A 24,866-nucleotide genomic window follows, 5' to 3' on the forward strand; every position below is an offset into this window, starting at 1 on the left:
TGAACCTGCAGGAGTCAGCCGTGACCAGCAAGACAAAACCCGGCCAGCCATCGATTGGCCGTACGCCAAAACGCATCGTGATATTGGGCCTGCCACCCGTGGACGGGCTCGATGTGATCGGCCCGGCCGAGGTGTTTTCCCTGGCGAACAATCTGCACGAGGGAGCGTCCGCGCCTTACGTACTTGAGCTGGTCTGCGCCGGTGTCGACCCGCAGATGGCCAGCAGCACCGGCATCGGGCTCATGGCCCACACGACCCTTGAGCACGAGCGCCGTGCCGACAAGTCCATCGACACGCTGATCGTGGCGACGGGCTGGCAGGCAATCGATCAACTGGACGGGGCGGCAATCGAATGGATTCGCGCGAGGTCACAAAACGTACGCCGGGTGTGCTCGATCTGTGTCGGTGCGTTCGCCCTGGCGGATTCGGGTCTGCTGGACGGGCGCCGTGCGACGACTCACTGGCGCATGGCGCGCGACCTGGCCGAGCGTTATCCCAAGGTGCAGGTCGATCCGAATCCGATCTGGATCAAGGACGGCAACGTCTATACCTCGGCCGGCATCTCGGCGGGCATCGACCTTGCCCTGGCACTGGTCAGCGAAGACCTGGGGGATGACGCCGCGCTGGACATCGCGAAAAACCTGGTGCTGTTCCTGCGCCGTCCCGGTGGGCAGGCGCAGTTCAGCGTCGCCCTGCAATCGCAGCAGGTCCCCGGTTCAAATCTGGATGAACTGCGCCACTGGATCAGCGAACACCTGGGTTCACAGCTGACCGTGGAAATCCTCGCGGATCGCTTTGCCACCAGCGTCCGAACCTTAATAAGGATCTTTCAGCGGGAGTTGCAGACCACGCCGGCCAGGTACGTTGAAGACGTTCGGCTGGAAGCGGCTTGCCGGGAGCTCGAACTGGGCGGACGCTCGATGGAAGAGGTCGCACGCCGATGCGGTTATCACAGCGTCGACGTACTGAGGAAGGTTTTCGTCCGGCGCCTTGGCGTGAGTCCCAGAGAGTACGCGCAACGTTTCGCGCCAGACGCGGGGTAGGGGCGCCCGAGGTTTTCGCACTGGGCGTCCCCTTAAGCAGCGGTTCAGTCGAGTGGCTTGCCGGCCGTTTCCTTGACCCGCGCCAGCCCGATCAAGGTCAGGCAAAGGCACGCCATGACGTACAGCGCCGGGGCGTTGTTGTTGCCAGTCAAGCCAATCAACCCGGTGGCGAAGAACTGCGCGAAGCCGCCGAACACCGAGACGCCCAGGCAATAGATGATCGACAGCCCGGTGGCACGAATCGCCCTTGGGAACAGTTCAGTGATCAACACCAGGGTCGGCACGGTGATCAACACCAGCAACAAGGTGGTGACCAACGAGACGGCCAGCAGCATGCCGAGCGTCGGGAACCGGTTCATCAGGATGAACGCCGGGTAGATCAGCAACAGCATGGGGATGCTGCCCAGGGCGATGGTGCGGCGCCGGCCGATCCGGTCGCTGAGTCGGCCGGCCCAGATCGACAGGCCGATCTGCACCAGTGCGCCAAGGCAGGCAGCGTTGGTGCCCATGGTCATCGGCAGGTGCAGCACCGTGACCGTGTAGTTGGTCATGTAATCGAGCACGATGTAGCTGGACGCGGTGCTGCCGATCACCAACAGCACACCGGTCACTATCAGGCGACGATAGCCGGTGAAGATCACCCGCACGCTGGATACCGCTTCATGACCTTGTTCGGCGGCGGTTTCCTTGAGGTGGCGACGGATGTAAATGCCCACCGGGATCACCAGGATTCCCAAGGCAAAAGGTATCCGCCAACCCCAGCTCTCCAATGCCTCGGGCGACAAGGACGAGCTCAGGGCCAGCGCCACCAGTGCCCCCAGCAGGAAACTCAAGCCCTGGCTGAACAGCTGCCAACTGCCGTAGAAACCTCGGCTTTTGTCATCTGCGTATTCCATCAGCATCGCCGTCGAGGCTCCGACTTCACCGCCGATGGCGAAGCCCTGAATCAAGCGTGCCAGCACAATGATCAGCGGCGCAAAGAAGCCGATCTGCGCATAGGTGGGGGCGATAGTGAACAACAGCGAACCCAGTGCCATCAGCCACAGGGTCAGCATCATCGCCGGTTTGCGTCCGGCCCGGTCGGCATAGGCCCCCAGCACCAGGCCACCGACGGGGCGCATGCCGAAACCGACGCCAAACGTGGCCAGCGACAGCAGCAATTGCCCGAGCGTGCTCTCGACCGGGAAAAACTGGCGACCGATGAGCGTGGCGAAGAAGCTGTAGACGGAGAAATCGTAGAACTCGAGACCCGAGCCGATGGTGATGGCGGCGATGGCTTTTGCGCCAATCGGCCGCCGGGCTGCGGCGGCATCGGGCAGGGCGGTAGAAAGGGGAGTGGACATGGGGCGAACTCCTGAAGACGAGGGCGATACCAGCAGATTTTGGAAGGATCAGGCCAGGAAGGCCTCGACCAGTCGCACCCAGTAGCTCGCACCGGTCGCCAGGCAGTCGTCGTTGAAGTCGTAGCCGGGGTTGTGCACCATGCAGCCGCCTTCGCCATCACCGTTGCCGATCAGCAGGTAGCAGCCGGGGCAGCGCTCGAGCATCACGGCGAAGTCCTCGCTGCCGGTCAGTGGCTGCATGTTCGGGATCAAGCCTTGTTCGCCCACCCAATCGAGCGCCACCTGGCGAGCGAATTCGGTACTTTCGGGGTGATTGAACAGTGCCGGGAAGCGTTGCGCCTCGTCGACCGTCACCGTGGCGCGTGCACCGAAACTTGCCGCCTGGGCTTCGGCCACGGCGGTGATCCGTGCAATCAGCTCGTCGCGTACTTGCGTCTTGAGTGCGCGCACGCTCAGTTGCAACTCGGCATGATCGGGAATCACATTGGCCGCAATCCCGGCGTGAAACGCGCCGACGGTGACGACAGCGGTGTCGAGCGGCGCGACATTGCGCGAGACGATGCTCTGCAATGCCATGACGATGGCCGAGCCGGCCAGCACCGGGTCAACGGCCTTGTGCGGCATGGCGCCGTGACCGCCAACGCCGTCGACCCGAATGCTCACGGTGTCGGTCGAGGCCATGAACGGACCGGCCAGGAATCCCAGTTTGCCCACCGGCAGCCCCGGCATGTTGTGCATCGCAAACACTGCGTCGCAGGGGAACAGCTCGAACAAACCGTCTTCGAGCATGCGCCGGGCGCCACCGTCGCCTTCCTCGGCGGGCTGGAAAATCACCACCAGCGAGCCGTCGAACTCGCAACTCTCGACCAGGTAGCGGGCGGCCGCCAGCAACATCGCCGTGTGCCCATCGTGACCGCAGGCATGCATCACGCCTTCGTGGCGGCTGGAGTAGGGCAAACCGGTCTGTTCGATGATCGGTAGCGCATCCATGTCCGCTCGCAGGCCGATCGTCTTGCCACTGTTGCCTCGGCGCAGCAGCCCGACCACGCCGGTGCCACCCAGGCCCCGGTGCACTTGATAACCCCAGGCCTGGAGCTTGCCCGCCACCAGGTCGGCGGTGGCGAACTCTTCAAAGCTCAATTCCGGGTGGGCGTGGAGGTGCCGGCGCAGGGCGATCATCTCTTCTTCGAGCGCACGAATGCCGGGCAGGGCGGGCAAATCGATCATCAGATTCTCCTCGTTTTTATTGGTCGTTTTCGGCTGTTGGACTGATACCCTGCGATGCTAATGAGTTGGCGAATGCCGCGGCAGTCGCAAAAAAGATGGGCTGAAAACCGCTGGTTTACACCCGGTGCATCAGGAGGAAGGGATGAAGCTGCATCAATTGCGGGCGCTGGTGATGATTGCCGATTGCGGCAGCATTCGTGCGGCGGCGCGGCAACTGGGGATGTCGCAGACAGCAGTGGCCAAGGCTTTGCGCGAGCTGGAGGAGCACTTGAACCTGCCGCTGCTGGTGCGCAATGCCAGCGGCGTGGTGCTGACCACCTACGGTCAGTCGCTGTTGCAGCATGCGCGGCAGATGCTCAGCCAACTCGAACGCGCGCAACTGGAACTGGCACACCTGAGCGATCAGGCCGAAGGGCAGTTGCGCCTTGGCATTTCGCCGTGGATGGGCATGACCCTGTTGCCCGAAGTCGTGACGCTGTTCCGCCAGCGCATGCCACGGGTACGCCTGGAGATTTTCGAAGGCTTGATGGCGGTGACGTTGCCGCGTTTGCGCGACGGCACCATGGAGTTTGCGGTGGGGCTGGTGTCTTCGTTACTGCCGCGCCCGGAGTTTGTCAGCGAGCAGATTTTTTCGTATCGCATGGCCGTCGTCGCCCGCCATGGGCATCCGCTGCGTGAAAGCCGTTCCATCCACGATTTGCTCGATCAGGATTGGGTGGTCAATTACCCGGATGCCAATCACGAAAGTTTGATGACCGAACTGTTCTGGCAGCACGGCGCGCAGATCGACATGCAACACATCCACCGTGCGCATTCACCGCAGCTGACGCTTTCACTGGTCGAGCAGACCGACATGCTGAGTTATTTTCCGGAGCCGATGCTCACCATCCCGGGCTACCGCGAACGGGTGAGGCGCCTGGCTCTCGAGGAGAGCTTTGCCACCGACACCATCGGGATCGTCACCGGGCGCAATGCTCAGATGGGTGTGGCCGCGCAATGCTTCGTTGACTGCCTGTTCCAGGTCATCCGGCGCCGCGCCCGGTCGGCACGGCCGGAGGATGTCGAGCTGTTCGATACGCTGGAACTGTTGATCTGAGGGGTGCCTCAGAGCGCCAGGTCGATCACGAACGCGTCATTGAAATCAGGATTTTCGTTGATGCCATTCCTGGCATAGCCCCGGGGGTTGCAGACCACGCGGGTGTTGCCCACCCGATAATCAAAACTGCCATGGGTGTGGCCATGCAGCCACAGTGCCGGCTGCCAGTCTTTGATCCGCGCTTCGAGGTCCGAGACAAAGCTTGAATTGATCGGCGAACCGGCAAACGCCGGGCTGATGCTCGATCGTGTCGGGGCGAAATGAGAGACCACTACCGTAGGCATGCTGCTGTCGCGGGTGAAGCAGTCATCCAGCCAGGCGACGGTCTGCAGAAACACCAGCTGGGAAATGGCGGGCGTGAACAGGTCTGGAAAGTCGGGGGCGATCTTGATGTGGCTGAAGTCACGGATCAGTTGGGTCGCCAGATCAATGCCCAGCGCCCGATCTTCGGGGCTGTCGAGCAGACGATGGTCAGACCACAAGGTGCAACCGAGAAAACGCACGCCATCATGGACGTACTCCGAACGCTCCAGAACGTGGATCTGTGTGCCTCGCGCCAGGCTGTTCAACTGTTCGTGGGTGGACACCAGGTCACTGCCGTAAAACTCGTGATTGCCCGCCACGTACACCAACGGAACCGGGCACGCCTTGGCCCACTCGATGGCCTTGGCTGGCCGGGCGATATCCCCGGCGAGCACGACAATATCGGCATCCACGGCGGGAAAGGGGGTCGTGTTGACGGACAGGTGCATGTCGGACAGCAAGGCGATGCGCATTGATCAACTCCGGCTGGTTTTGCAGGGCAGGTCATTCAAGTTACGCGTTGCTGACCTCTTGCCACAAGCCTGCCGTGGCAACGGAACTGTCGGCGGATAGCGGCGGGCCAGGCGACTTCGATGCTGGATGTGCCGGCCTCTTCGCGAGCAAGCCCGCTCCCACAGGGACTGTGGTCGGCCGCAAGGTTGGAGTTCACTGAGGATCAAACTGTGGGAGCGGGCTTGCTCGCGAAGAGGCCGGCACATCCAACAGACATATTGGCCGACCCACCGCTCCCACAGTTGACATGTTTACTTCAGATACCATCCCCACGGCTGGTCGCTGACGTACTCGGTAACCTGTTTGACCTCCAGGTAGTTGTGCAGGCCCCATTGGCCCAGCTCCCGGCCGATGCCGCTGTGTTTCATGCCGCCCCACGGCGCTTCGATGAAGGTCGGCTGCGAGCAGTTGACCCAGACGATCCCGGCGCGCAGCTGGTTGGCAACCCGGGCGGTGCGCTGCAAGTCCGCGCTCATTACGGCGGCGGCCAGGCCGAAGCGGCTGGCGTTGGCCATTTGCACCGCTTGCTCTTCGGTCTTGAAGCGCTTGATGCTCAGCACCGGGCCGAACACTTCCTCGCGCCACAGAATGCTGCTGTGGCCCGGCTCATCGAAAATCGCCGGTTCGATGAAATACCCTTCGGCCAGGTGCGCCGGTCGCCGTCCGCCCGTGAGCAAATGGGCGCCGCTGGCCAGGCCCTGGTCGATGAAGCCGAGCACCTTGTCGTACTGGCCCTGGCTGACCAGCGGCCCGATCAGAACCCCGGGCTGCATGCCGGAGCCAATGCTGATCCTGCGGGTTTCTGCCACCAGCCGCTCGATCAGGCGCGGGGCGATGGCTTCCTGCACCAGCAGGCGTGACGTAGCGCTGCACACCTGGCCCTGATTCCAGAAAATCCCGAACAGAATCCACTCCACCGCCGCTTCGACATCGGCGTCATCGAACACGATGAAGGCCGACTTGCCGCCCAGTTCCAGGCTGATGTTCTTGATGTCCCGCGCCGCCGCCGACATGATTTTCGCCCCGGTGGGCACGCTGCCGGTGAACGCCAGTTTGTCCACACCCGGGTGCTCGGTGAGCGGGCTGCCGGCGTCGGCGCCGAAGCCGGTGACCACGTTCAACACCCCGGCGGGCAAGCCAATGCGATCGGCGGCGGCTGCCAGTTCCAGGGCGGTCAGCGGGGTCAGCTCGGACGGTTTCAACACCACCGTGGCCCCGGCGGCCAAGGCGGGTGCCACCTTCCACGCGGCCATCAACAGCGGGTAGTTCCAGGGAATGATTTGTCCGGCGACGCCAATCGGCTCGTGGCGGATTCGGCAGCGGAAACGCTCGTCTGGCAAGGCCAGCGGCTGGTCCTGCTGCTGGTCCAGTTCGCGGGCCAGACCGGCGTAGTAGCGAAAGCAGGCGATGGCGTCGCCGATGTCCCATTGTGCTTCAGGCAAGGGTTTGCCGTTGTCGCGCACCTCCAGTTCCGAGAGTGCCTGCTTGCCGGTTTCCAGTTCATCGGCCAATGCCTCCAGCCACTGCGCGCGCTCGGCGCCGCTGCTTTGGCCCCAGCCATTGTCGAAGGCGCGACGGGCCGCGCGCACGGCATGGTCGACGTCTTCTTCGGTGCCTGCCGCCACGCGGTGGAAGGCCTGTTCGGTGGCCGGGTCTATCACGTCCAGATAGCCGCCCAGATCCGGGTTGACCCACTCGCCATTGATGTAAAGCTGATCACGCATGGTGCGACTCCTGGACGCCGGTACGGCGGTTTTGCAGATGGCGGGAAGTGAACAGCAGGGCCAGCGACACGCAGATGATCACCGTCGAAATCGCGTTGATCTCTGGCGTCACGCCACGGCGGATGGAGGAAAAGATGTAGATCGGCAGCGTCGTTTCCGATCCGGCGACGAAGAACGCGATGATGAAATCGTCGAAGCTGAAGGTGAAGGCCAGCAGGAACCCGGCCATGATCGCCGGGCTGATCTGCGGCAGGGTCACCCGCCAGAAGGTGTCCATCGGTGGCGCGTAGAGGTCAGCCGAGGCTTCGAGCAAGGCCTTGTCCAGCGAATCGACGCGGCTGCGCACGATCACCATGACCAGGGCCATGGTGAACAGCGAGTGCGCGGCGATCACGGTGAAGAAACCCATGTTCAACTTCGGCACCGTCGGCAACCAGCTCGCCAGCAACGGGTTGATCAGGTCGAACAGGCTGATGAAGGCGATCAGCGTCGAGATGCCGATGACGATGCCCGGCACGATGATCGCGCAATAGGTCAGCGCATCGAACAGCATCCGTACTTTGCTGCCGCAGCGCTGCAAGCCGAACACCGCCAGGGTGCCGAACAGCGTGGCGATCACCGCCGAGCTGAAGGCGATCAGCGCGCTGTTGCCCAGGGCCTCCATGATGAACGGGTTGCCGAATGCAGTGCCGAACCATTGCACCGAGCAGCACTGAAAGGCCAGGCCACTGCGCCCGGCGTTGAAGCTGAACAGCACGATCAAGGCAATCGGTGCGTAGAGGAACAGGTACAGCGATGTCGAATAGCTGCGCAGCCACATGTTAAAGGCCTCCGTCGGCAGGGCGACCGCCGTAGCGCGCCACCAGTTTCAAGTACAGGCCGATGATCAGCAGCATCATCGCCACCAGCGTCATCGCCAGGGCACTGCCGAACGGCCAGTTGCGCGACTGCAGGAACAGGTCGACCAGCGCGTTGCCGACAAAGAACACCTTGCCGCCACCGAGAATCGCCGGGATCAGGAACTCGCCCATCAGCAGGATGAACACCAGCATCACCCCGGTGATGATCCCCGGCGCGGACAGGGGCAGGGTGATGCGCCGGAAACTTTCGAAGGCGCTGGCACCGAGGTCCGCCGAGGCTTCGAGCAGGCGCTTGTCGAGTTTTTCCAGGCTGACGTAGATCGGGAACACCATCAGCGGCAGGTAGCCGTAGACGATGCCGATCAGCACCGCCCACGGCGTGTTGATCAATCGCACGTCCTCAAGGCCCAGGCTGGCCAGCAGCGCCGGAATGCCTTTGCCGCTGAGGATGAAAATCCACGCGTAGGTGCGGATCAGGAAACTGGTCCAGAACGGTACGATCACCAGGGTCAGCAACAACGAGCGGTTTCTGGTGACCTTGACCGCCAGGAAGTACGCCAGCGGATAAGCCGCCACCAGGCACACCAGGGTGCCCAGCGGCGCGAGCATCAGCGTGTTGCTGAACGCCGCACCGCGCGAGCCGAGGTTCAGGTAGTTGGCCAGGGTGAAGCCACCGGCATAACCGCCCACGGCGCTGCGCTCGCCGAAACTGAAGACCAGGATGATCACCAGCGGCATCAACAACAGCAGCAGGAACCACAGGGTCGAAGGCAAGAGCATCAGCAGGGTGATGCGCCGTTGGCGAACCTCGGCGGACAGGGCACTGCCCGGCTGCACCGTTTGCGGGTGGGCGGCGGCATTCATGGGTGACTCCTCATTGGCCATGGTCAAGCGATCAGGCGGACTTGAAACGTGCCATCAGTTCGGCGCGTGCCGGGCTGGTCAGCGTGGCGGCAGCCCCGAACTCCAGTGGGCTCAGGGCTTCGGCGGCCGGGTACATGATCGGATCGTCGAGCATCGCCGTGGGCAGCAAGGCATCGACTCGCTTGTCGCCGCTCGGGTAGCCGTGGCTCAACACTTCGAGTTTGTTGTGCTGCGGGTCGAGCAGGTAGTTGATGAAGGCATAGGCGGCGTCCTTGTGCTCCGAGCTTTTCGGAATCGCGAAGAAGTCGCTCCACAGTTCGCCACCTTCCTTGCCGAGTTCGAACTGCATTTGCGCGTTGTCGCGGTGCAGTTGCGAGGCATCGCCGGTCCACGACATCGCCAGCCAGGCATCGCCGCTGCGCATCGATGGCTGGATGTCGGAGTTGATCGCGAACAGGTGCGGCTTGACGTCTATCAGCAGTTTTTCCGCATCGGCCAGTTCTTTCGGGTCCAGGGAGTTGAAGCTGTAGCCGAAACTTTTGAGGGCGTTGCCGATGGCGGTCAACTGGTAGTCGTGGACCATCGTCCGGCCACTGGCCGGGCCCTGGGCGGCGGCCCAGAATTCCTTCCAGCTGCTCGGGCCGTTTTTCAGTTTGCCGGCGTCGTAGAGCATGCCGGTGGTGCCCCAGTTTTTCGGCACCGCGTAAACCTTGCCGTCCACCGTGCCCTGGGCCATGAATTTCTGCTGGAACGCCGAGGCGTCGAAATTGGGAATGCGCGACAGGTCCAGCGGCTCGATCAGGCCCAGCCCGACGTACGTGCTGATGGTGTAGTTGGTCGGCACCAGCACGTCCCAGCCACTGCCGCCGGCCTGCAGTTTGGCGAGCATTTCCTCGTTGGAACCGAACACGCTCATCGACACCCGGGCGCCGGTGGCCTTGCCGAAAGCGTCGAGGTTTTCCTGGCTGTGGTAGTTCGGCCAGGTCGCCAGCGACAGGCGATCACCGAGTTTGGCCTGCTCGGCAGCCTCGGCGGTGGAGGTCAGCAGGCCGGGCATGTGGGTGGCGACCACGGCGGCGGCAATCCCCAGGCCGGTGCGGCCAAGGAAGTCGCGGCGACTGATCGAGCCGTTCTGCCAGCTGCGCAGGGTTTTTATAAAAGTCTTCTGGTCCATAGCACGCTCCACATCCGGTTGATGAAACGAATCGATGATTTACAACGCCATGGCCAGGCCATTGGCGTGATCCCAGCCGACGCGCACTGCCGCGCCGTGTTCGAATGCATTGGCGCCGTGATCCTGATGGCGCGGCACACGCACGCACACCACCCCGAAGGCCTGGGTGCGTACGCGGTATTCGGTGGAATTGCCCAGGTAAATGCGGTCTTCGACGCAGCCCGGCAGCTTCACTTCGCGGGTCAACTCGGCGTTGGCCCCGACGATGCTGATCAGCTCCGGGCGTACCGCAATGCAACCGGCGGCGTTGGCGCTCAGGCCCTTGCCGGTGGGGGTGAGGGGGCTGGTCAGTTCCAGCCCTTGCTCGGTACGCAGCACCACCGAATGGCCTTTGAGCTGGCGAACGGTGCCGTCGAACAGGTTGGACTCACCGATAAAGTCGGCCACATAACGGCTGGCCGGGGCTTCATAGAGTTGTTCCGGGGTGGCGGTCTGGATGATCGAACCGTTGTGCATCACGCTGATGCTGTCACTCATCGACAGGGCTTCTTCCTGATCGTGGGTGACCAGCACGAAGGTGATGCCGACCTCGCGTTGCAAGCGCAGCAATTCCGATTGCATCTCCTTGCGCAGCTTGCGGTCCAGCGCGGCCAGTGGCTCGTCGAGCAGCAACACCGTTGGCTTGTTGACCAGGGCGCGGGCGAGGGCGACACGCTGTTGCTGGCCGCCTGAAAGCTCGCTCGGCTTGCGCTGGCCGAAGCCGCTCAGGCGCACCATTTCCAGTGCTTCATCGGCCATGCGCAGTTGCTGTTTTTTATCCGGGCGCGGCGTGCGATAGCGCAAGCCATAGGCAATGTTCTGCGCCACGGTCAGGTGCGGAAACAGCGCGTAATGCTGGAACACCATGTTCACCGGCCGCTCGAACGCCGGCACGCCGGCAACGCTCTTGCCGGCCAGACGGACCTCACCGCTGGTGGGCTGTTCGAAGCCGGCGATCATGCGCAAGGTGGTGGTCTTGCCGCAGCCCGAACCACCGAGGAAGGAATGAAACGAGCCACGGCGCACCGCGAAATTCAGACCGCCGACGGCCTGCACCTCGCCATAACGTTTGACCACATTGCAGAATTCGATATCGCTTGGCGGGGTGTCGTTCACGCTGTTGTTCACGAGGCGGGCTCCCTTGCAGTGATGAATCAGTGCGTCGGGGGCCAAACTAGCAATCGGGGTTTTGCGGTGTATATATCCCTTGGGGGATAGGAGGGGATTGTTGTAGGAGCGAGCTTGCTCGCGATGGACTCGAGAGCGCTGCGTTGAGCCAGTCATCCCGTGTAATCGTTAACGACCATCGCGAGCGAGCTCGCTCCTACACAAAATGCAGGTGCGTGTTTAACGACACCCGGCGTTACTTCGCGGAGGCTACAACGTCTTGCGTCGTTACCTACAGGTACGCCAGAATCCGCCGGCTTGTGCGTCTAGGGGTTGGGTTTTATCGTTTGCCGGTCGCTGGAAAACAGTGATCGGGTTTGGTAGCCCGTCTTCGTTCTAGGCGCATTGCGCCACCTTGATGCGGTCATTTTTTGGGACTGTGTTTTATATGGTGGTCATGCGCGGGGCTCCCTTGCGGGCGCCGGGTTCTAGTGCGACCGGTCTACCAACCCGCGTGTGGCCGCCACCTTTCGTTTGGTAGCGAGGGTGATGGCTCCTTACTATTCGCACTAGAGGTCCACTCCATGTTCAAAGTCACACCCAACCCGCCAGACAACGATCCGGCATCTCCCCACGAAAGCCTCGATCACGATCTCAACCCCGGCCCCCACATCATGGCCACCCCGCGCAAGCCCAACTCGATGTTCATCGTCAATCCCGAGCTCAATACCGAAACCCTGCTGGTGCATGCCTGTGAATCGCTGGCGTCGGCCAATGTCATGGCCAACGATCTGGTGGATCATCTGCAGGGGACGAGCCGCCATGCATTGTTGGGGATTGCGCAGGTGATCATGTTGGGGGAGTTGGCGGTGAACCGGGCGCTGGATCAGCTTGATCCGCCCTGACCACGATCTCCAGATCACCGATGGACCTGTGGGATTTGCGTCAACCGACGGAAATCAGGCTTGCAGCTTGAGGCCGGGCGCCTGCAACGGATCCTCCGTCAACTCCCGAATAAACAACCCCAGCAACTCCGACTGGCTGCCAATGCCCAGCTTGGCGTAGATGTTCTTGCGGTGAATCTTCACTGTGCCGGGGCTGATGCTCAGTTGTTCGGCCACCGAGGCGCTGGAGTGGCCGCGCAGCAGCAGTTGCACGATTTCCTGCTCGCGCCCGGTGAGGATGTGCGCGCCGAAGTGGTCGAAGGCTTCGCGGATCTTGAAGTCCAGGTCTTGGGCCGGGCGCGGTTGCTGGGCCTGACGCAAGCGCCAGGCTTCATTGATGACCTGTTCGACCACCGCTTGCGCGCATTCGACCAGCTGCATTTCGTCACGGCTGAAGGCGCAGCTGGCGGTCGAACGCATCAGCGACAGCACCGCCGTGGCGCCGTCGCCGAGGTCGACGAAAAACGCCACTTCCTCGGCCAGTCCGGTTTGCTGGTAATAGGTCAGGAAGTATTCGCCAAGGTAGAAGTGGTCGGGGGCGAACTGGCGCAGACGCCACAGTCCCGGTGCCTGACCGCGGGTGCAGGCCAGGTAGAACGGATCGAGCAGGTAAGGCCCACACTGGTAGTCGTCGACATACACCGCGCGCTTGTCCGCCGAGAACGTATCGAACAACGCCAGTGGCCGGTGATTGCCTTCGTAGACAAACAACACGAAATGATCGACCGGGCAGATTTGCCGGATCCAGTGGCTCAACCCCGACAGCCGCGCATGCCCGGCGGGCAGGTCGAGCAGGTGGGCGACACCGGTGGTCCAGAGTTTCAGTTCCTTGGGGCGCATGGCGGCTACAGGCAGAAGAGGATGGCCTGTGGATGCACAAAGTACGCCATGGCGGTTCTGCCCGTGTGGAGCGCGGCGGTTGGCGGCGCGTCGTGGAGAAGACGCACCGCAACAGGGCCGGGTGTTACCGAGTGCTACAGGGCGGGTAGCAAAAATGATCAGGTGGAGCGGTCATTCACGCTCCCGACGGGCGCTTTGCGGTAGACGGTAACAGGATCGTCAGAATCCCCAGCAGCGGCAGGTACGAACACAGCGTGTACACGTACTCGATGCCCTGGATATCCGCCAGATGCCCCAGCAGCGCGGCGCCAATGCCGCCGAAGCCGAACATCAGGCCGAAGAACACCCCGGCGATCATGCCGACATTGCCGGGCACCAGTTCCTGGGCGAAGACCACGATGGCCGAGAATGCCGAGGCGAGGATGAAGCCGATGATCATGCTCAGCACGCCCGTCCAGAAAAGGTCGACGTAGGGCAGGGCGAGGGTGAACGGCGCGGCGCCGAGGATGGAAAACCAGATCACTTGCTTGCGGCCGATCCGGTCACCGATCGGGCCACCAAAGAACGTGCCGGCCGCGACGGCTCCGAGGAACAGGAACAGGTACAGCTGCGAACTGGCCACCGACAGGTCGAACTTTTCAATCAGGTAGAAGGTGAAGTAACTGGTGAAGCTGGCCATGTAGAAGTACTTGGAGAACACCAGCAGCGCCAGCACCACGAGGGCGAAAGTCACCCGCCGTTTCGACAGGCCGTGGGTGGCCTTGCTACCTTGCTTGAGCTTGAACAGGTTCAGGTGATTGCGATACCAACGGCTCAGGCCGTACTGCACAAGAATGGCAAATACCGCGAACAGGCCGAACCAGGCAACATTGCCTTGGCCATAGGGAATGATGATCGCGGCGGCCAGCAATGGGCCGAAGGCGCTGCCGGCGTTGCCACCTACCTGAAAGGTCGATTGCGCCAGGCCGTAGCGACCGCCCGAAGCCAGGCGCGCCACCCGCGAGGTCTCGGGGTGAAAGGTCGACGAACCGACGCCCACCAGCGCCGAGGCCACGAGAATGGCCGGGAAGCTGCCGACCATCGACAGCATCAGAATACCGATCAGCGTGCAGACCATGCCAGCCGGCAGCAGCCATGGTTTGGGATGACGGTCGGTGTAGAAACCGATCCATGGTTGCAGCAGTGAGGCAGTGAGCTGGAAGGTCAAGGTGATCAGGCCGACCTGGGTGAAGCTCAGGCCATAGCTGGCCTTGAGCATCGGATAGATCGACGGCAGCACGGCCTGGATCAGGTCGTTGATCAGGTGCGCCAGGGCACACGCACCAATGACACGCATGACCAGGGGGCTGGCCTGGCTGGCAACCGAGACGGTGGGTGAGGGTGAGCTGAGGGTAGTGGTCGACATGGGCAGATTTCCGGATAAAAAACGTGAACTGCGAGCGCAAGGCGCAGCCAATTTCGGGGTTCGGCGTTATCCTAGGGGCCTCAAGGGTGCCCGTCTCGCGCAACTCGGGCGCTGACCATCGCAAAAAGGGCGTCATGATCAAGCCATTGCAGACATTCCTCGCGGAGATCGACCAGGGCGGCTGGAGCGTTCGCAGCAGTGCGACCGACTACCCGGAAAACTGGTTCATCCCGCCGCACTCCCATGAGAAACATCAACTGATCTATGCCATCGAAGGCGTGATGGTGGTGCACGCCGCAATGGGCCAATGGACGGTGCCGCCGAGCCGTGGCATCTGGATGCCGAGTGGAGAGGTGCACTCGATTCGCTGCGTGGGGGCGATCAAGATGCGCAGCGTTTTCGTGCACCCTGACGCGAGCCCGAATCTGCCCGCCGAAACCCGGGCGGTGAGTGTTTCCGCGTTGCTGAGTGAGCTGATCAAGGTCTCGGTCGATTTCGACTTTTCCGCCGATCCGGACCCGCGGGAAGCCCGGGTGTTGCGGCTGATCCTGGATGAACTGACGATCCTGCCGACCTTGCCTTTGAACCTGCCGCAGCCTGCCGATCAACGTATCAACCTGATCTGTACCGCGTTGCAGCGTGATCCCGGGGATGGCTCGACGGTGTCGGACTGGAGCGCCCGGTTGGGCCTTGACGAAAAAACCATCCAGCGACGCTTCCGCAAGGAAACCGGCATGACCTTCGGCCAATGGCGCCAGCAAGCGCGACTGCTGCTGGCGCTGGAACGAATCGCCGTCGGCGAGAAGATCATCGACATCGCCGGCGAGCTGGGATACGACAGCCCGAGCGCGTTCACGACCATGTTCAAGAAGCAGTTCGGCAAGACGCCGAGTGATTTTTTCAAATGATGGAATGGGTGTTCTCTTGCAGAAGAGAACACCCATTTCACTGGCACATCTTCAAACGAACAGACGCAACAGTATCGTCGCCAGAATCACCGTCGAAGCCCCACCGATACGGGTGGAGATCTGCGCGAACGGCATCAGCGACATGCGGTTCGAGGCCGAGAGAATCGCCACGTCGCCAGTGCCGCCCAGGCCGCTGTGGCAGCAGGTCACGATGGCTGATTCGATGGGGTACATCTTCATCAGGTTGCCGATGAAGAAGCCGGCCACGGTCATCGACACCACCACCGAGACGCAGACCAGCACATAGCCGACCGAGAACACTTTCACCACGCTGTCCAATGGCACATAGAGCATGCCCAGGCCGATCATGACCGGCCAGATGAACGCCGAGGACACCAGTTTGTAAAAGGTGTTGGCACCTTTCTCGAGTTTTTCCGGCAGCACCCGAAGGTACTTAAACAGCACTGCCGCGAGGATCATCATCACCGGGCCGGGAATGCCCACGATTTTTTCCAGCAGACCGCCGAGGACGAAGAAAGCGCAGATCAACAGTACGCCGGCGCCCATGACGCGGAAGTCGACGATGGCGCCTGCGTCTTCCTTGACCTGGAACTGGTCATTCTCGGCCTTGGCGCGAATCAGCGAGCCTTCGCCGTTGATGGCCGGGCGTTTGAGGGCCAGGCGCGACAGATAACCCGCACAGATGATCGCCACGATGTTGCCGACCACGGCGGCGGGTGCCAGTTGCGCCACGTAGATATCCGGGGTGCCGCCGAGGATCACCGAGTAGGCCAGCGACAGCGGCAGAATCCCTTCGCCGATCCCGCCGCCAATGATCGGCACGATGATGAAAAAGAATGTGTGGTGGAAGCTGTAGCCCATCAGTTTTCCAACCATCAATCCGCTGGCAACGGCGGCCAGGGTGCCGACGAGCAGGGGAATGAACATCCGCAGCATGCCCTGGACCAGAATGAAACGGCTCATTCCCAGAATGCTGCCGACCACCAGGCTGGCGATCACGAAGTACAAAAAGTTGGCTTCCTTCATCAACATTTTGGTCGCGTCGATCGTCGCCGGCCCGAAGAAGCCGTAGAACACCAGTATCGACGGCAGCATCAGGCACAGAATCGCGCCGCCGCCAATTTCCTTGAGGACCGGCAGGCGCGAGCCCATTTGGCCGAAGAACATGCCCATGGTCATGATGACGGCGAGCCCGCCGATCATGTTCTTGGGCAGGAAACCCAGGTGGGCCGAGAGATAAACGATGACTGCGATGCCGAGAAAGACCGGCAGCGGGATGACGCCGATTTCGTAGGCGCACAGGCTGCGCAGGCGTTGCACAAACCCGCCATCGGAGGCAGTTGCGACTTTCAGGGATTGCTCATAGGGCTTGTTCATGTCGCTCTTTCCTCATGTTGTTTTTATCGAGGATTCAGAAACCACGGCGGACCGGGGATGGATTGCCACTCGGTAGATCGATGGTATCCTTCGCAAATAGCGCAATAAACAGCGAAAGTATGAGGCGTATGAACACGAATCGTGATCAATTTCCGTTGCCGGAAGACCTCAAGGTTTTCCTCACCGTCGTTCGAAAAAACGGCTTCGCCAGCGCTGCCGAGGAGCTGGGTTTTTCACCGGCTTACATCAGCAAGCGCATTTCCGTGCTGGAAACCACGCTCTCGAGCCGCTTGCTGCACCGCACCACTCGGCGCATCGCGCTGACTGACGACGGCGAGCGGGTGCGGGTGTGGGCGGAGAAATTGCTCGGTGACTTCGATGATTTCGTCGGCGAAATATCCCAGGCGCGGCAACAGCCGATGGGCTCGCTGCACATTTGCAGCAGCTTCGGTTTCGGGCGTAATCATGTGGCGCCGGCCATCTGCGAACTGTCGCGAACCTATCCAAAACTCGAGCTGCGGCTGGATGTGTTCGATCGCGTGGTCGATATCGTCGGCGAGGGCTTCGATCTGGAAATTCGCGTGGGGGATGACCTGCCTGGCCAGCACCTGGGCCGCAAACTGGTGAGCAACCGGCGGGTGTTGTGTGCGACGCCCGAGTATCTGGAACGGCGGGGTGTCCCGCAATCGCTGGCGGACTTGAAAGACCACGATTGCCTGGTACTGAAGGAGCGCAACAATGCGTTCGGCGTGTGGAGCCTGACGAAGGACGGGCAGGAAGAATCGGTGCGTGTCAGCGGACCTTTGTCCTCCAACAACGGTGAGATCGTGTTGCAGTGGGCCTTGAGTGGCGGCGGGATTCTGTTGCGCTCGATGTGGGATGTGAAGCCGATGCTGGATCAGGGGCGGCTGGTGCAAGTGCTGCACGATTACACCCAGAGCGCCAACGTCTGGGCCGTGTACCCGACGCGCCTGAGCCAGTCGGCCAAGCTACGGGTTTGCGTCGAGTTTTTGGAACAGTATTTTCGTCATCTCTCGGTTGAGTGAACCCACGGCAAATGTACGTGTAGGAGCGAGCTCGCTCGCGATGGACTCAACGGCACCGCGTTTAACCATTAAACACGCGTTATCGTTAACGACCATCGCGAGCGAGCTCGCTCCTACAGAGCATTAGATCCGCCGGGGTTTTCCATCAGTTCAGCCAGGGATTTTCCGCCATGTGCCGCGCCTCGAAGCTGCGAATCTGTCCGGCGCGTTGCAGCGTGGTGCCAATGGCATCCAGGCCCAGCAGCAGCGATTGCTTGCGCAGTTGATCGATCTCGAACGGGATCACGTTGCCGTCTGCCAGTTCGATGGTTTGTTCCGGCAGATTGACGCTGATTCGAGCCGTTGCCGGGTTGCCGGTCAGCGCGGCAATCTGCTTGAGTTGAACCTCGGTCAGCTGAATCGCCAACACGCCGTTGCGTTGACAGTTGTCGTAGAAAATACCGGCGAAGCTGCTGCCGATCAGCGCCCGGATGCCGACCTGTTTCAGCCCCCAGACCGCGTGTTCACGGCTTGATCCGCAACCGAAGTTAGGCCCTACAACCAGAAAAGCGGCGTCAGTCCAGGGCGACTGGTTGAGGATGAATTCAGGATTGGCTGCGCCGGACTCCAGGAGCCTCAAATCAAAGAACAGGCCCTTATCCAGGCCCTTGCGATCAATTCCCTTGAGGAACTGCTTGGGCATGATCACGTCGGTGTCGATGTTGGCGGCCAGAAGCGGCGCGGCGCTGCCACTGACGATAGTGAAAGGTTGCATGGTTCAAGCCTCCTGCGCGAACGTGCGCACGTCGGTCAAATGCCCGGTAATCGCTGCGGCGGCGACCATGGCCGGGCTCATCAAATGGGTGCGCGCACCGGCGCCTTGCCGGCCTTCAAAGTTGCGGTTGGTGCTTGAGGCGCAGCGATCGCCGGGGGCGAGCACATCGTCATTCATGGCCAGGCACATCGAGCAACCCGACTGGCGCCATTCAAAACCGGCATCGAGGAAAGTCTGCGCCAGCCCTTCGTCTTCGGCCTGATTACGCACCAGTGTCGAACCGGGCACGATCATCGCCCGGACGTGGGCCGCCACCCGTTTGCCGCGCACGACGCGGGCGACATCGCGCAGGTCTTCGATGCGCGCATTGGTGCACGAACCGATGAAGGCATGGCTGATCACCACGTCTCTCAGCGGCATGCCCGGCTCCAGGCCCATGTAGGTCAGGGCGCGTTGCATGCCCTGGCGCAGGATCAGGTCAGGCTGCGCGGCCGGGTCCGGTACATGCCCGCCCACTGGAGCGGCCTGATCGGGGCTGGTGCCCCAGGTGACCATGGGTTCCAGCGCCGCGACATCCAGGGTGACTTCGCGATCGAACACCGCACCTGCATCACTGTGCAGGCTGCGCCATTTCGCGACGGCCTGTTCCCACAGATGGCCCCGAGGGGCCCGGGGCTTGTGTTGCAGGTAGGCGAAGACCTTGTCATCCGGGGCCATGAACGCGCCCCGGGCGCCGGCTTCGACGGCCATGTTGCAGATGGTCATGCGCGCTTCGACGCTGAGGTCGCTGATCGCCGGGCCGGTGAATTCGATGGCATAGCCGGTGGCGCCGGAAGCGCCGATTTTTTCGATCAGGGCCATGATGATGTCCTTTGACGTCACGCCAGTCCCGAGCACACCATTGACCGTCACGCGCAGGGTCTTCAGGCATTTGTAGACCAGGGTTTGCGAGGCCAGCAGGTGTTCGATTTCCGAGGTGCCGATGCCGAAACCGAAGGCTCCGAGGGCCCCGTAGGTGGTGGTGTGGCTGTCGCCGGCGGCAACGACCATGCCGGGCAGGATAAAACCTTGTTCGGGGGCCACGACGTGCTCGATGCCCTGGCGCTTGTCCAGCACGTCGAACAACTCGATGCCGAAGTCGCGGCAGTTCTCTTCGAAGTAGGACACCTGACGGGCACCCCCAGCATCCGGCATGGCGGCAGTGCGCGTGGGTGCCGTGGGGTTGACGTGGTCGACGACCGCCAGCGTCGCGCCCGGTCGCCACGCTTTGCGACCCGCTTCGCGCATGCCGCTGAAAGCTTGCGGGCTGGTGTATTCGTTGGCGACCTGACGGTCGATGTACAGCAGCACATGGCCCTGATCGTCGAGGGCGCACACGGTGTGACTGTCGATATGCTTTTGGTAGAGCGTTCTGGGGCTGTGCATGGAGTGGGCTCTTGTTGTCATGCGAGATCACGGAAACGTACCCACAGCATATTCGTCGTCATTCCTGCATCAAGCGCCATTAAGTGAAGGCATTAAACACGCAGTGTGAATTATCGAGTGCTGTCCAACGTAAAGAAACTACCTAACTCACTGCGGCAAATGCCGTAAACAATGGGGTTCGTCTCAATATCCCGCCGACTGGGGCTGTCATAGGCTGTGGGCTTTGAAAGCCGTTCGCCGGAGTCGTTATGCGTTTTTTTGAACTGATCACTTTTACCGTGCGGGTGCGTACCGTCGCCGATGCCCTGGCACATATCGAGGTTGCGCTGAATGATCCGAACGTCGGCGGCACGCTGATGGGGTGCTGGGCCTCGGAGATTGGCCAGTTGAACCAGATAGCCGTGTTGCGTGGCTATGCTGACGAAAGCCTGCGGCAGGCGGAGCGCGAGCGTTTTCTGTTGGGGGGCGAGACGTTTGGTGTCAACGAGTTCATCAGCGATCTGCGCATCGAAAACTACACGCTGTTTCCCTTCCTCGAGCCCTTGAGCGCCGGCCAGCACGGTCCGTTCTATGAGTTGCGCGTCTACGACCTGGTCAGCAGCGGGTTGCAGCCGACCCTCGACGGCTGGAGCAAGGCCATCGAAGCGCGGACCGCCGAACAGTATTCGCCTGTGTATGCGGCGTTTTATGCCACTGACGGTTCGCTGCCGCGCTATCTGCACATCTGGCCGTGGACCAGCCTTGAACAGCGCTTGCAGGTGCGCACCCAGGCAGTCGCCGACGGCGTCTGGCCGCCGGAAAACTCCGGCCCGCAACTGCGGGACATGTGCTCGACGATCTACCTGCCTGCGAAGTTCTCGCCCTTGCAGTGATGGGGGCACGCCTGTGTCTACTGTCATTACCCTCAGAATCGATCCAGCCGGTACGCCGCCGTCGCCGGCAGGTCGCACGGCTGGGCGCCGGTCAAGGGCGAGGCCATTTGCGCAATCATTTCCGCCGTGACCGCCGCCTGGGTCAACCCCAGGTGCTGGTGGCCGAAGGCGAGCAGGACCTTGCCGTCGCACACCCGATCGATGATCGGCAGGGAGTCGGGCAAGGAGGGGCGAAAGCCCATCCACGGTGTGGCCGCTTCGGCACTCAGGTCGCGCTTGAACAGGCCTTTGCTCAATCGGTGCAATTGCCAGGCACGCTCCATCGTCGGTGGGCATTCGAGACCGGCGAATTCAACGGTGCCGGCCAGGCGCAGCCCATCGGCCATCGGCGTCATGATGAACTTGCGTTCCAGCGAGGTGACGGCAAACGGTAAGCGTTGGTGTTCGTGGGGCAGCATCAGGTGATAGCCGCGCTCGGTGTCCAAGGGCACCTTTTTGCCGGTCAGCGCGGCGGTGAGCTTCGCCGAATGCGCGCCGCAGGCAATCAGCACTTGTCGACTATTGACGCGACCCTGATCAGTGATCAACGACACGCCGTGTTCATTCAACTGCCCGCCCTCGACCCGCTGCTGGAGGAACTGCACACCGCTGCTTTTGGCCGCGTGGACCAGTTCACCCACCACCCGGAAGGGATCGAGAAAGTGCCCGGTGCGCGGGAAGAACAGACCACCCCGGATCTGCTCGCTGAGTTGCGGCGCAGCATCGCGGACATTCCTGGCCTGCCAGAAATCGACCGGTACCTGTTGCTGGCGCATGCGCGCCTGCAGCGCTTCGATGGCCTGTTGCGAGTCGGCGCGCTCGAAAACCAGTAACGAGCCGTCTTCTTTGAGTAACCCGGGACGGTCGATGGCTTCCAGCAAACGGTTCCAGGCACCCAGGCTGCTTTCATTGAGCGCGCGGATGCCGGCCACGGTGCGCTGGAACGGCGCGGGCCGCAGGTTCAGCAACAGGCGCATGAACCAGGGCAGGGCCCGGGGCATGTATTTCCAGTCCAGGCGCAGCGGGCCCATGGGGTCCAGGAGCATGGCGGGCAGGCGCTTGAGGATGGACAGGTCGGCGATGGGGAACACCTGCTCGGTGGCCAGGTGTCCGGCATTGCCGAACGAGGCGCCACGGCCGGGCTCCTGCTGATCGATGACCACCACCCGCCGGCCCTGGCGAGCCAGGCGCAGGGCGCAGGCGACGCCGATGATCCCGGCGCCGATCACGGCAACATCCGCCGTGGGATGCGGGGTGTTGAAATGGGAGGCGTTGGACATGGCCTAGGCCTCTCTCTGGCCGTCGAGCAGGCGACGCAACTGCAACGGATTGCCGTGCTTGAGCGCAGCCGGCAACAAGGCGTCCGGGAAATCCTGATAGCAGACCGGGCGAAGGAAACGCAGGATGGCGGCGGTACCGACCGAGGTGGTGCGCGGGTCGGAAGTCGCCGGGAACGGGCCGCCATGGACCATGGCATCGCACACTTCGACCCCGGTCGGCCAGCCATTGACCAACAGGCGCCCGGCCTTGCGCTCCAGAGTCGACAGTAATGCCCTGGCGCTCTCCACGTCGGCATCGTCCAGGTGCAGGGTGGCGGTCAGTTGGCCTTCCAGGTGTTCGATGACCTGGCGGATTTCCTCGTCGCTGGCACATTGCACGATCAGCGACGCGGCGCCGAACATTTCCGCCTGCAAGGCCGGGTTGGCGAGAAACTCGCTGGCCTGGGTGACGAACAGGTGGGCCTGGCACTGGTTCGGGGTTTCGCCCCTCAGGCCGACGGCCACTGTGTCAGCGTGGGCATGCTCGACCAGCGCGCCAACGCCAGTCTCATAGGCGTTGAAAATGCCGGGGGTGAGCATGGTCTGCGCCGGGCTGCGCTGGATCAGTTGCGCGGCCGTCTGGATGAAGCGCTCAAGGGCCGGGCCTTGGCGGGCAATCACCAGGCCAGGGTTGGTGCAGAACTGGCCAGCGCCCTGGGTGAGGGAGGCGACGAAGCCTTGCGCCAGCGCTTCGGCTCGCGATTGCAGTGCTGCCGGGAACAGCAATACCGGATTGATCGAACTCATTTCCGCGTACACCGGGATCGGCTCGGGACGCGCCTGGGCTGCCTTGCACAAGGCGATGCCACCGCTGCGCGAGCCGGTGAAACCCACGGCCTTGATGCGCGGGTCGGTGACCAGGGCGATGCCCACTTCGCGGCCCGAGCCGAACAACAGCGAAAACACGCCTTCATGCAACCCGCACAGCTTGACCGCACGGGCCAGCGCCCGACCCACCAGCTCACTGGTGCCGGGGTGCGCGCCATGGGCCTTGACGATCACCGGGCAACCGGCGGCCAGCGCCGACGCTGTGTCTCCGCCGGCGACCGAGAAGGCCAGGGGAAAGTTGCTGGCGCCGAACACCGCCACCGGACCCAGCGGCACCTGACGCTGACGCAGATCCGGGCGGGGCAGGGGCTGGCGTTCCGGCAGTGCGCTGTCGATCCGTACATCCAGCCATTCGCCAGCGCGTACGGTGCGGGCAAAGGTGCGCAGTTGCTGGCAGGTGCGGCCGCGTTCACCCTGGATACGCGGGCGTGGCAGGCCGGTCTCGGCCACGGCGCGGTCGATCAACGCATCGCCGAGGGCTTCGATTTCGCTGGCGATGGTTTCGAGGAATTCGGCGCGGGCGTCCAGGGAGGTCGCGCGATAGCTGTCCAGGGCACTCCACGCCAGGGCGCAGGCCTGTTCGACGTGCTCGCTGCCGCCGCCGTGATAGGCCGGTTCAAGAGGGAGACCAGTGGCGGGATCAATGCCGTGGATCGCGTCGCGGTTGCCGGGGATGGCCTGTTGGCCGATCAGCATGTTGCCTGTCAGAGTCATGGTATTTCCTGAAAAAAAGAGGCTGGGCGTTTGCGAAAAAACGCTGTACCGCCGTGGACGAAAATAAAGGCGGCGCGCTTCGGCACGCCGCTGTACAGGCTGAATATCAGGCGAAGTCCTGCTCGGCCGACCACTGCTCGTACCACTGGCGGAACAGTGCGTACTGGTTCTCGGCATAACGACGCTGGGCATCGCTGAGCGCATCGGTCTCGTTGAAATGCAGGGTGTATTCCTTGTCGCCGTTGAGCACCATCAGGTGCTTGTAGTAGAGCACCAGGTCGCAGCCCTCATCGAACGACGACAGCACAGCCAGGGCGGACTCCAGTTCCCGCGCCTGACGACGTGCCTTGGCATCGCCCTTGGCCGCTTGTTTGCTCAAGGCCACCAGGCGCAACACTTCGCGCGGCAGTGCGTTGCCGATGCCGGTGATGGCGCCGGTGGCGTTGCAGTTGACGAAGCCATGAACCACCTGGGTGTCGACACCGACCATCAGGGTCACGTCATCGTCCCTGGAGGTGATGTGTTCGGCGGCGTAGCGCAGGTCGGCCGCTCCGCCGAATTCCTTGAAGCCGATCAGGTTCGGGTACTCGCGGCGCAGTTCGAAGAACAGCTCGGCGCGGGTGGCGAAGCCATAGTAAGGGCTGTTGTAGATCACCGCCGGCAAGCCCGGGGCGGCTTTGAGGATCGCGGCGAAGTGGGCTTTTTGCGCGGTGGCCGAAGCGCCGCGAGACAGCACCCGCGGAATGACCATCAAACCATGGGCACCGACTTTGGCCGCGTGTGCCGCATGGGAAACCGCTTCGCGGCTGTTGACCGCACCGGTGCCGACGATGGTCGGAACGCCGGCGGCCACCAGGCGCGCCACGCCTTCCTGACGCTCGGCTTCGGTCAGCAGCGGCCAGTCGCCCATGGAGCCGCAATACACCACTGCGCTCATGCCAATGTCGATCAGCTCGCGACCCTTGGCCACCAGCGCGTCGAAGTCCGGCTTGCGCTCGGCGGTGCATGGGGTCATCAGTGCAGGGATGCAGCCGGTGAAAATGTTGTCGCTCATTTTGTTGTCACTCCTTGAAGCGTTCAT

The 24,866-nt window shown here is 62.5% G+C and carries 22 protein-coding genes; 6 read left to right on the forward strand and 16 right to left on the reverse strand.

Annotation, left to right across the window (positions count from 1 at the left end; translation table 11 throughout):
* Window positions 1–20 precede the first annotated feature (20 nt).
* Complete coding sequence (locus ACEN8Q_RS04165) at window positions 21–1,043, forward strand: GlxA family transcriptional regulator (RefSeq protein ID WP_413426804.1); 1,023 nt, start codon at window positions 21–23, stop codon at window positions 1,041–1,043.
* Between the two features lie 44 nt (window positions 1,044–1,087).
* On the opposite strand, the gene ACEN8Q_RS04170 is transcribed toward ACEN8Q_RS04165, so the two are convergent.
* Together ACEN8Q_RS04170 and ACEN8Q_RS04175 are read right to left on the reverse strand one after the other, a co-directional pair.
* On the reverse strand, window positions 1,088–2,386 hold the full coding sequence (locus ACEN8Q_RS04170) for an MFS transporter (RefSeq protein WP_413426802.1): 1,299 nt from the start codon (window positions 2,384–2,386) through the stop codon (window positions 1,088–1,090).
* A 48-nt stretch (window positions 2,387–2,434) separates the two neighbouring features.
* A complete protein-coding gene (locus ACEN8Q_RS04175) occupies window positions 2,435–3,613 on the reverse strand; it encodes a M20 aminoacylase family protein (protein ID WP_413704591.1) in 1,179 nt (392 codons plus the stop codon).
* A 142-nt stretch (window positions 3,614–3,755) separates the two neighbouring features.
* On the opposite strand from ACEN8Q_RS04175, the gene ACEN8Q_RS04180 reads away from it, so the two are divergent.
* Window positions 3,756–4,709, forward strand: a complete 954-nt coding sequence (locus ACEN8Q_RS04180; protein ID WP_413426798.1) for a LysR family transcriptional regulator — start codon at window positions 3,756–3,758, stop codon at window positions 4,707–4,709.
* An 8-nt stretch (window positions 4,710–4,717) separates the two neighbouring features.
* On the opposite strand, the gene ACEN8Q_RS04185 is transcribed toward ACEN8Q_RS04180, so the two are convergent.
* The 6 genes from ACEN8Q_RS04185 to ACEN8Q_RS04210 form a co-directional block, all read right to left on the reverse strand.
* Window positions 4,718–5,485: a metallophosphoesterase gene (locus ACEN8Q_RS04185; protein ID WP_413426796.1), complete on the reverse strand. Its 768-nt coding sequence runs from the start codon at window positions 5,483–5,485 to the stop codon at window positions 4,718–4,720.
* A 291-nt stretch (window positions 5,486–5,776) separates the two neighbouring features.
* Window positions 5,777–7,249 carry an aldehyde dehydrogenase family protein gene (locus ACEN8Q_RS04190; protein WP_413704592.1) on the reverse strand — a complete coding sequence of 491 codons (1,473 nt, stop codon included), beginning with the start codon at window positions 7,247–7,249 and terminating at the stop codon, window positions 5,777–5,779.
* Window positions 7,242–8,069 carry an ABC transporter permease gene (locus ACEN8Q_RS04195; protein ID WP_110659223.1) on the reverse strand — a complete coding sequence of 276 codons (828 nt, stop codon included), beginning with the start codon at window positions 8,067–8,069 and terminating at the stop codon, window positions 7,242–7,244. The genes ACEN8Q_RS04190 and ACEN8Q_RS04195 overlap by 8 nt, the downstream gene beginning before the upstream one ends.
* Window position 8,070: 1 nt before the next feature.
* A complete protein-coding gene (locus tag ACEN8Q_RS04200; RefSeq protein WP_413704593.1) occupies window positions 8,071–8,973 on the reverse strand; it encodes an ABC transporter permease in 903 nt (300 codons plus the stop codon).
* Between the two features lie 31 nt (window positions 8,974–9,004).
* The gene (locus tag ACEN8Q_RS04205) at window positions 9,005–10,147 is read right to left on the reverse strand and encodes an ABC transporter substrate-binding protein (protein WP_413426788.1); all 1,143 of its coding nucleotides are present in this window, start codon (window positions 10,145–10,147) and stop codon (window positions 9,005–9,007) included.
* Between the two features lie 39 nt (window positions 10,148–10,186).
* Complete coding sequence (locus ACEN8Q_RS04210) at window positions 10,187–11,314, reverse strand: ABC transporter ATP-binding protein (protein WP_413426786.1); 1,128 nt, start codon at window positions 11,312–11,314, stop codon at window positions 10,187–10,189.
* Between the two features lie 563 nt (window positions 11,315–11,877).
* Here ACEN8Q_RS04210 and ACEN8Q_RS04215 point away from each other — a divergent pair.
* Complete coding sequence (locus tag ACEN8Q_RS04215) at window positions 11,878–12,198, forward strand: DUF6124 family protein (RefSeq protein ID WP_413426784.1); 321 nt, start codon at window positions 11,878–11,880, stop codon at window positions 12,196–12,198.
* Between the two features lie 54 nt (window positions 12,199–12,252).
* On the opposite strand, the gene ACEN8Q_RS04220 is transcribed toward ACEN8Q_RS04215, so the two are convergent.
* Together ACEN8Q_RS04220 and ACEN8Q_RS04225 are read right to left on the reverse strand one after the other, a co-directional pair.
* Window positions 12,253–13,077, reverse strand: coding sequence for a response regulator transcription factor (locus ACEN8Q_RS04220; RefSeq protein WP_085714668.1), 825 nt, complete (start codon window positions 13,075–13,077; stop codon window positions 12,253–12,255).
* Between the two features lie 175 nt (window positions 13,078–13,252).
* On the reverse strand, window positions 13,253–14,482 hold the full coding sequence (locus ACEN8Q_RS04225) for an MFS transporter (RefSeq protein WP_413704594.1): 1,230 nt from the start codon (window positions 14,480–14,482) through the stop codon (window positions 13,253–13,255).
* 134 nt (window positions 14,483–14,616) lie between these two features.
* Here ACEN8Q_RS04225 and ACEN8Q_RS04230 point away from each other — a divergent pair, with 134 nt between their 5' ends.
* On the forward strand, window positions 14,617–15,390 hold the full coding sequence (locus ACEN8Q_RS04230; RefSeq protein WP_413704595.1) for an AraC family transcriptional regulator: 774 nt from the start codon (window positions 14,617–14,619) through the stop codon (window positions 15,388–15,390).
* Between the two features lie 51 nt (window positions 15,391–15,441).
* Here ACEN8Q_RS04230 and ACEN8Q_RS04235 read toward each other — a convergent pair whose 3' ends face one another.
* The gene (locus ACEN8Q_RS04235; protein WP_413426778.1) at window positions 15,442–16,788 is read right to left on the reverse strand and encodes a 2-hydroxycarboxylate transporter family protein; all 1,347 of its coding nucleotides are present in this window, start codon (window positions 16,786–16,788) and stop codon (window positions 15,442–15,444) included.
* Window positions 16,789–16,916: 128 nt separating this feature from the next.
* Here ACEN8Q_RS04235 and ACEN8Q_RS04240 point away from each other — a divergent pair, with 128 nt between their 5' ends.
* Window positions 16,917–17,834 (forward strand): LysR substrate-binding domain-containing protein, encoded by a 918-nt coding sequence (locus ACEN8Q_RS04240; RefSeq protein ID WP_413426776.1) that lies wholly within the window; start codon window positions 16,917–16,919, stop codon window positions 17,832–17,834.
* A gap of 145 nt (window positions 17,835–17,979) precedes the next feature.
* Here the strand turns inward: ACEN8Q_RS04240 and leuD are convergent, their stop codons facing one another.
* Window positions 17,980–18,588, reverse strand: a complete 609-nt coding sequence (gene leuD, locus ACEN8Q_RS04245) for a 3-isopropylmalate dehydratase small subunit (RefSeq protein ID WP_413426774.1) — start codon at window positions 18,586–18,588, stop codon at window positions 17,980–17,982.
* Between the two features lie 3 nt (window positions 18,589–18,591).
* Window positions 18,592–20,013 carry a 3-isopropylmalate dehydratase large subunit gene (leuC, locus tag ACEN8Q_RS04250; protein ID WP_413426772.1) on the reverse strand — a complete coding sequence of 474 codons (1,422 nt, stop codon included), beginning with the start codon at window positions 20,011–20,013 and terminating at the stop codon, window positions 18,592–18,594.
* Window positions 20,014–20,261: 248 nt separating this feature from the next.
* Between leuC and ACEN8Q_RS04255 the strand changes: the two genes are divergently transcribed.
* Window positions 20,262–20,885, forward strand: a complete 624-nt coding sequence (locus ACEN8Q_RS04255) for an NIPSNAP family protein (protein WP_413426770.1) — start codon at window positions 20,262–20,264, stop codon at window positions 20,883–20,885.
* Between the two features lie 32 nt (window positions 20,886–20,917).
* Here the strand turns inward: ACEN8Q_RS04255 and ACEN8Q_RS04260 are convergent, their stop codons facing one another.
* The 3 genes from ACEN8Q_RS04260 to ACEN8Q_RS04270 form a co-directional block, all read right to left on the reverse strand.
* The gene (locus tag ACEN8Q_RS04260) at window positions 20,918–22,204 is read right to left on the reverse strand and encodes an FAD-dependent oxidoreductase (protein WP_413704596.1); all 1,287 of its coding nucleotides are present in this window, start codon (window positions 22,202–22,204) and stop codon (window positions 20,918–20,920) included.
* Window positions 22,205–22,207: 3 nt separating this feature from the next.
* Window positions 22,208–23,785 carry an aldehyde dehydrogenase (NADP(+)) gene (locus ACEN8Q_RS04265; protein ID WP_413704597.1) on the reverse strand — a complete coding sequence of 526 codons (1,578 nt, stop codon included), beginning with the start codon at window positions 23,783–23,785 and terminating at the stop codon, window positions 22,208–22,210.
* Between the two features lie 106 nt (window positions 23,786–23,891).
* On the reverse strand, window positions 23,892–24,839 hold the full coding sequence (locus ACEN8Q_RS04270) for a dihydrodipicolinate synthase family protein (protein WP_413704598.1): 948 nt from the start codon (window positions 24,837–24,839) through the stop codon (window positions 23,892–23,894).
* Window positions 24,840–24,866 lie beyond the last annotated feature (27 nt).

Source organism: Pseudomonas sp. Pseusp16, from assembly GCF_047324915.1.
Classification (GTDB): Bacteria; Pseudomonadota; Gammaproteobacteria; order Pseudomonadales; family Pseudomonadaceae; genus Aquipseudomonas; species Aquipseudomonas fluorescens_CD.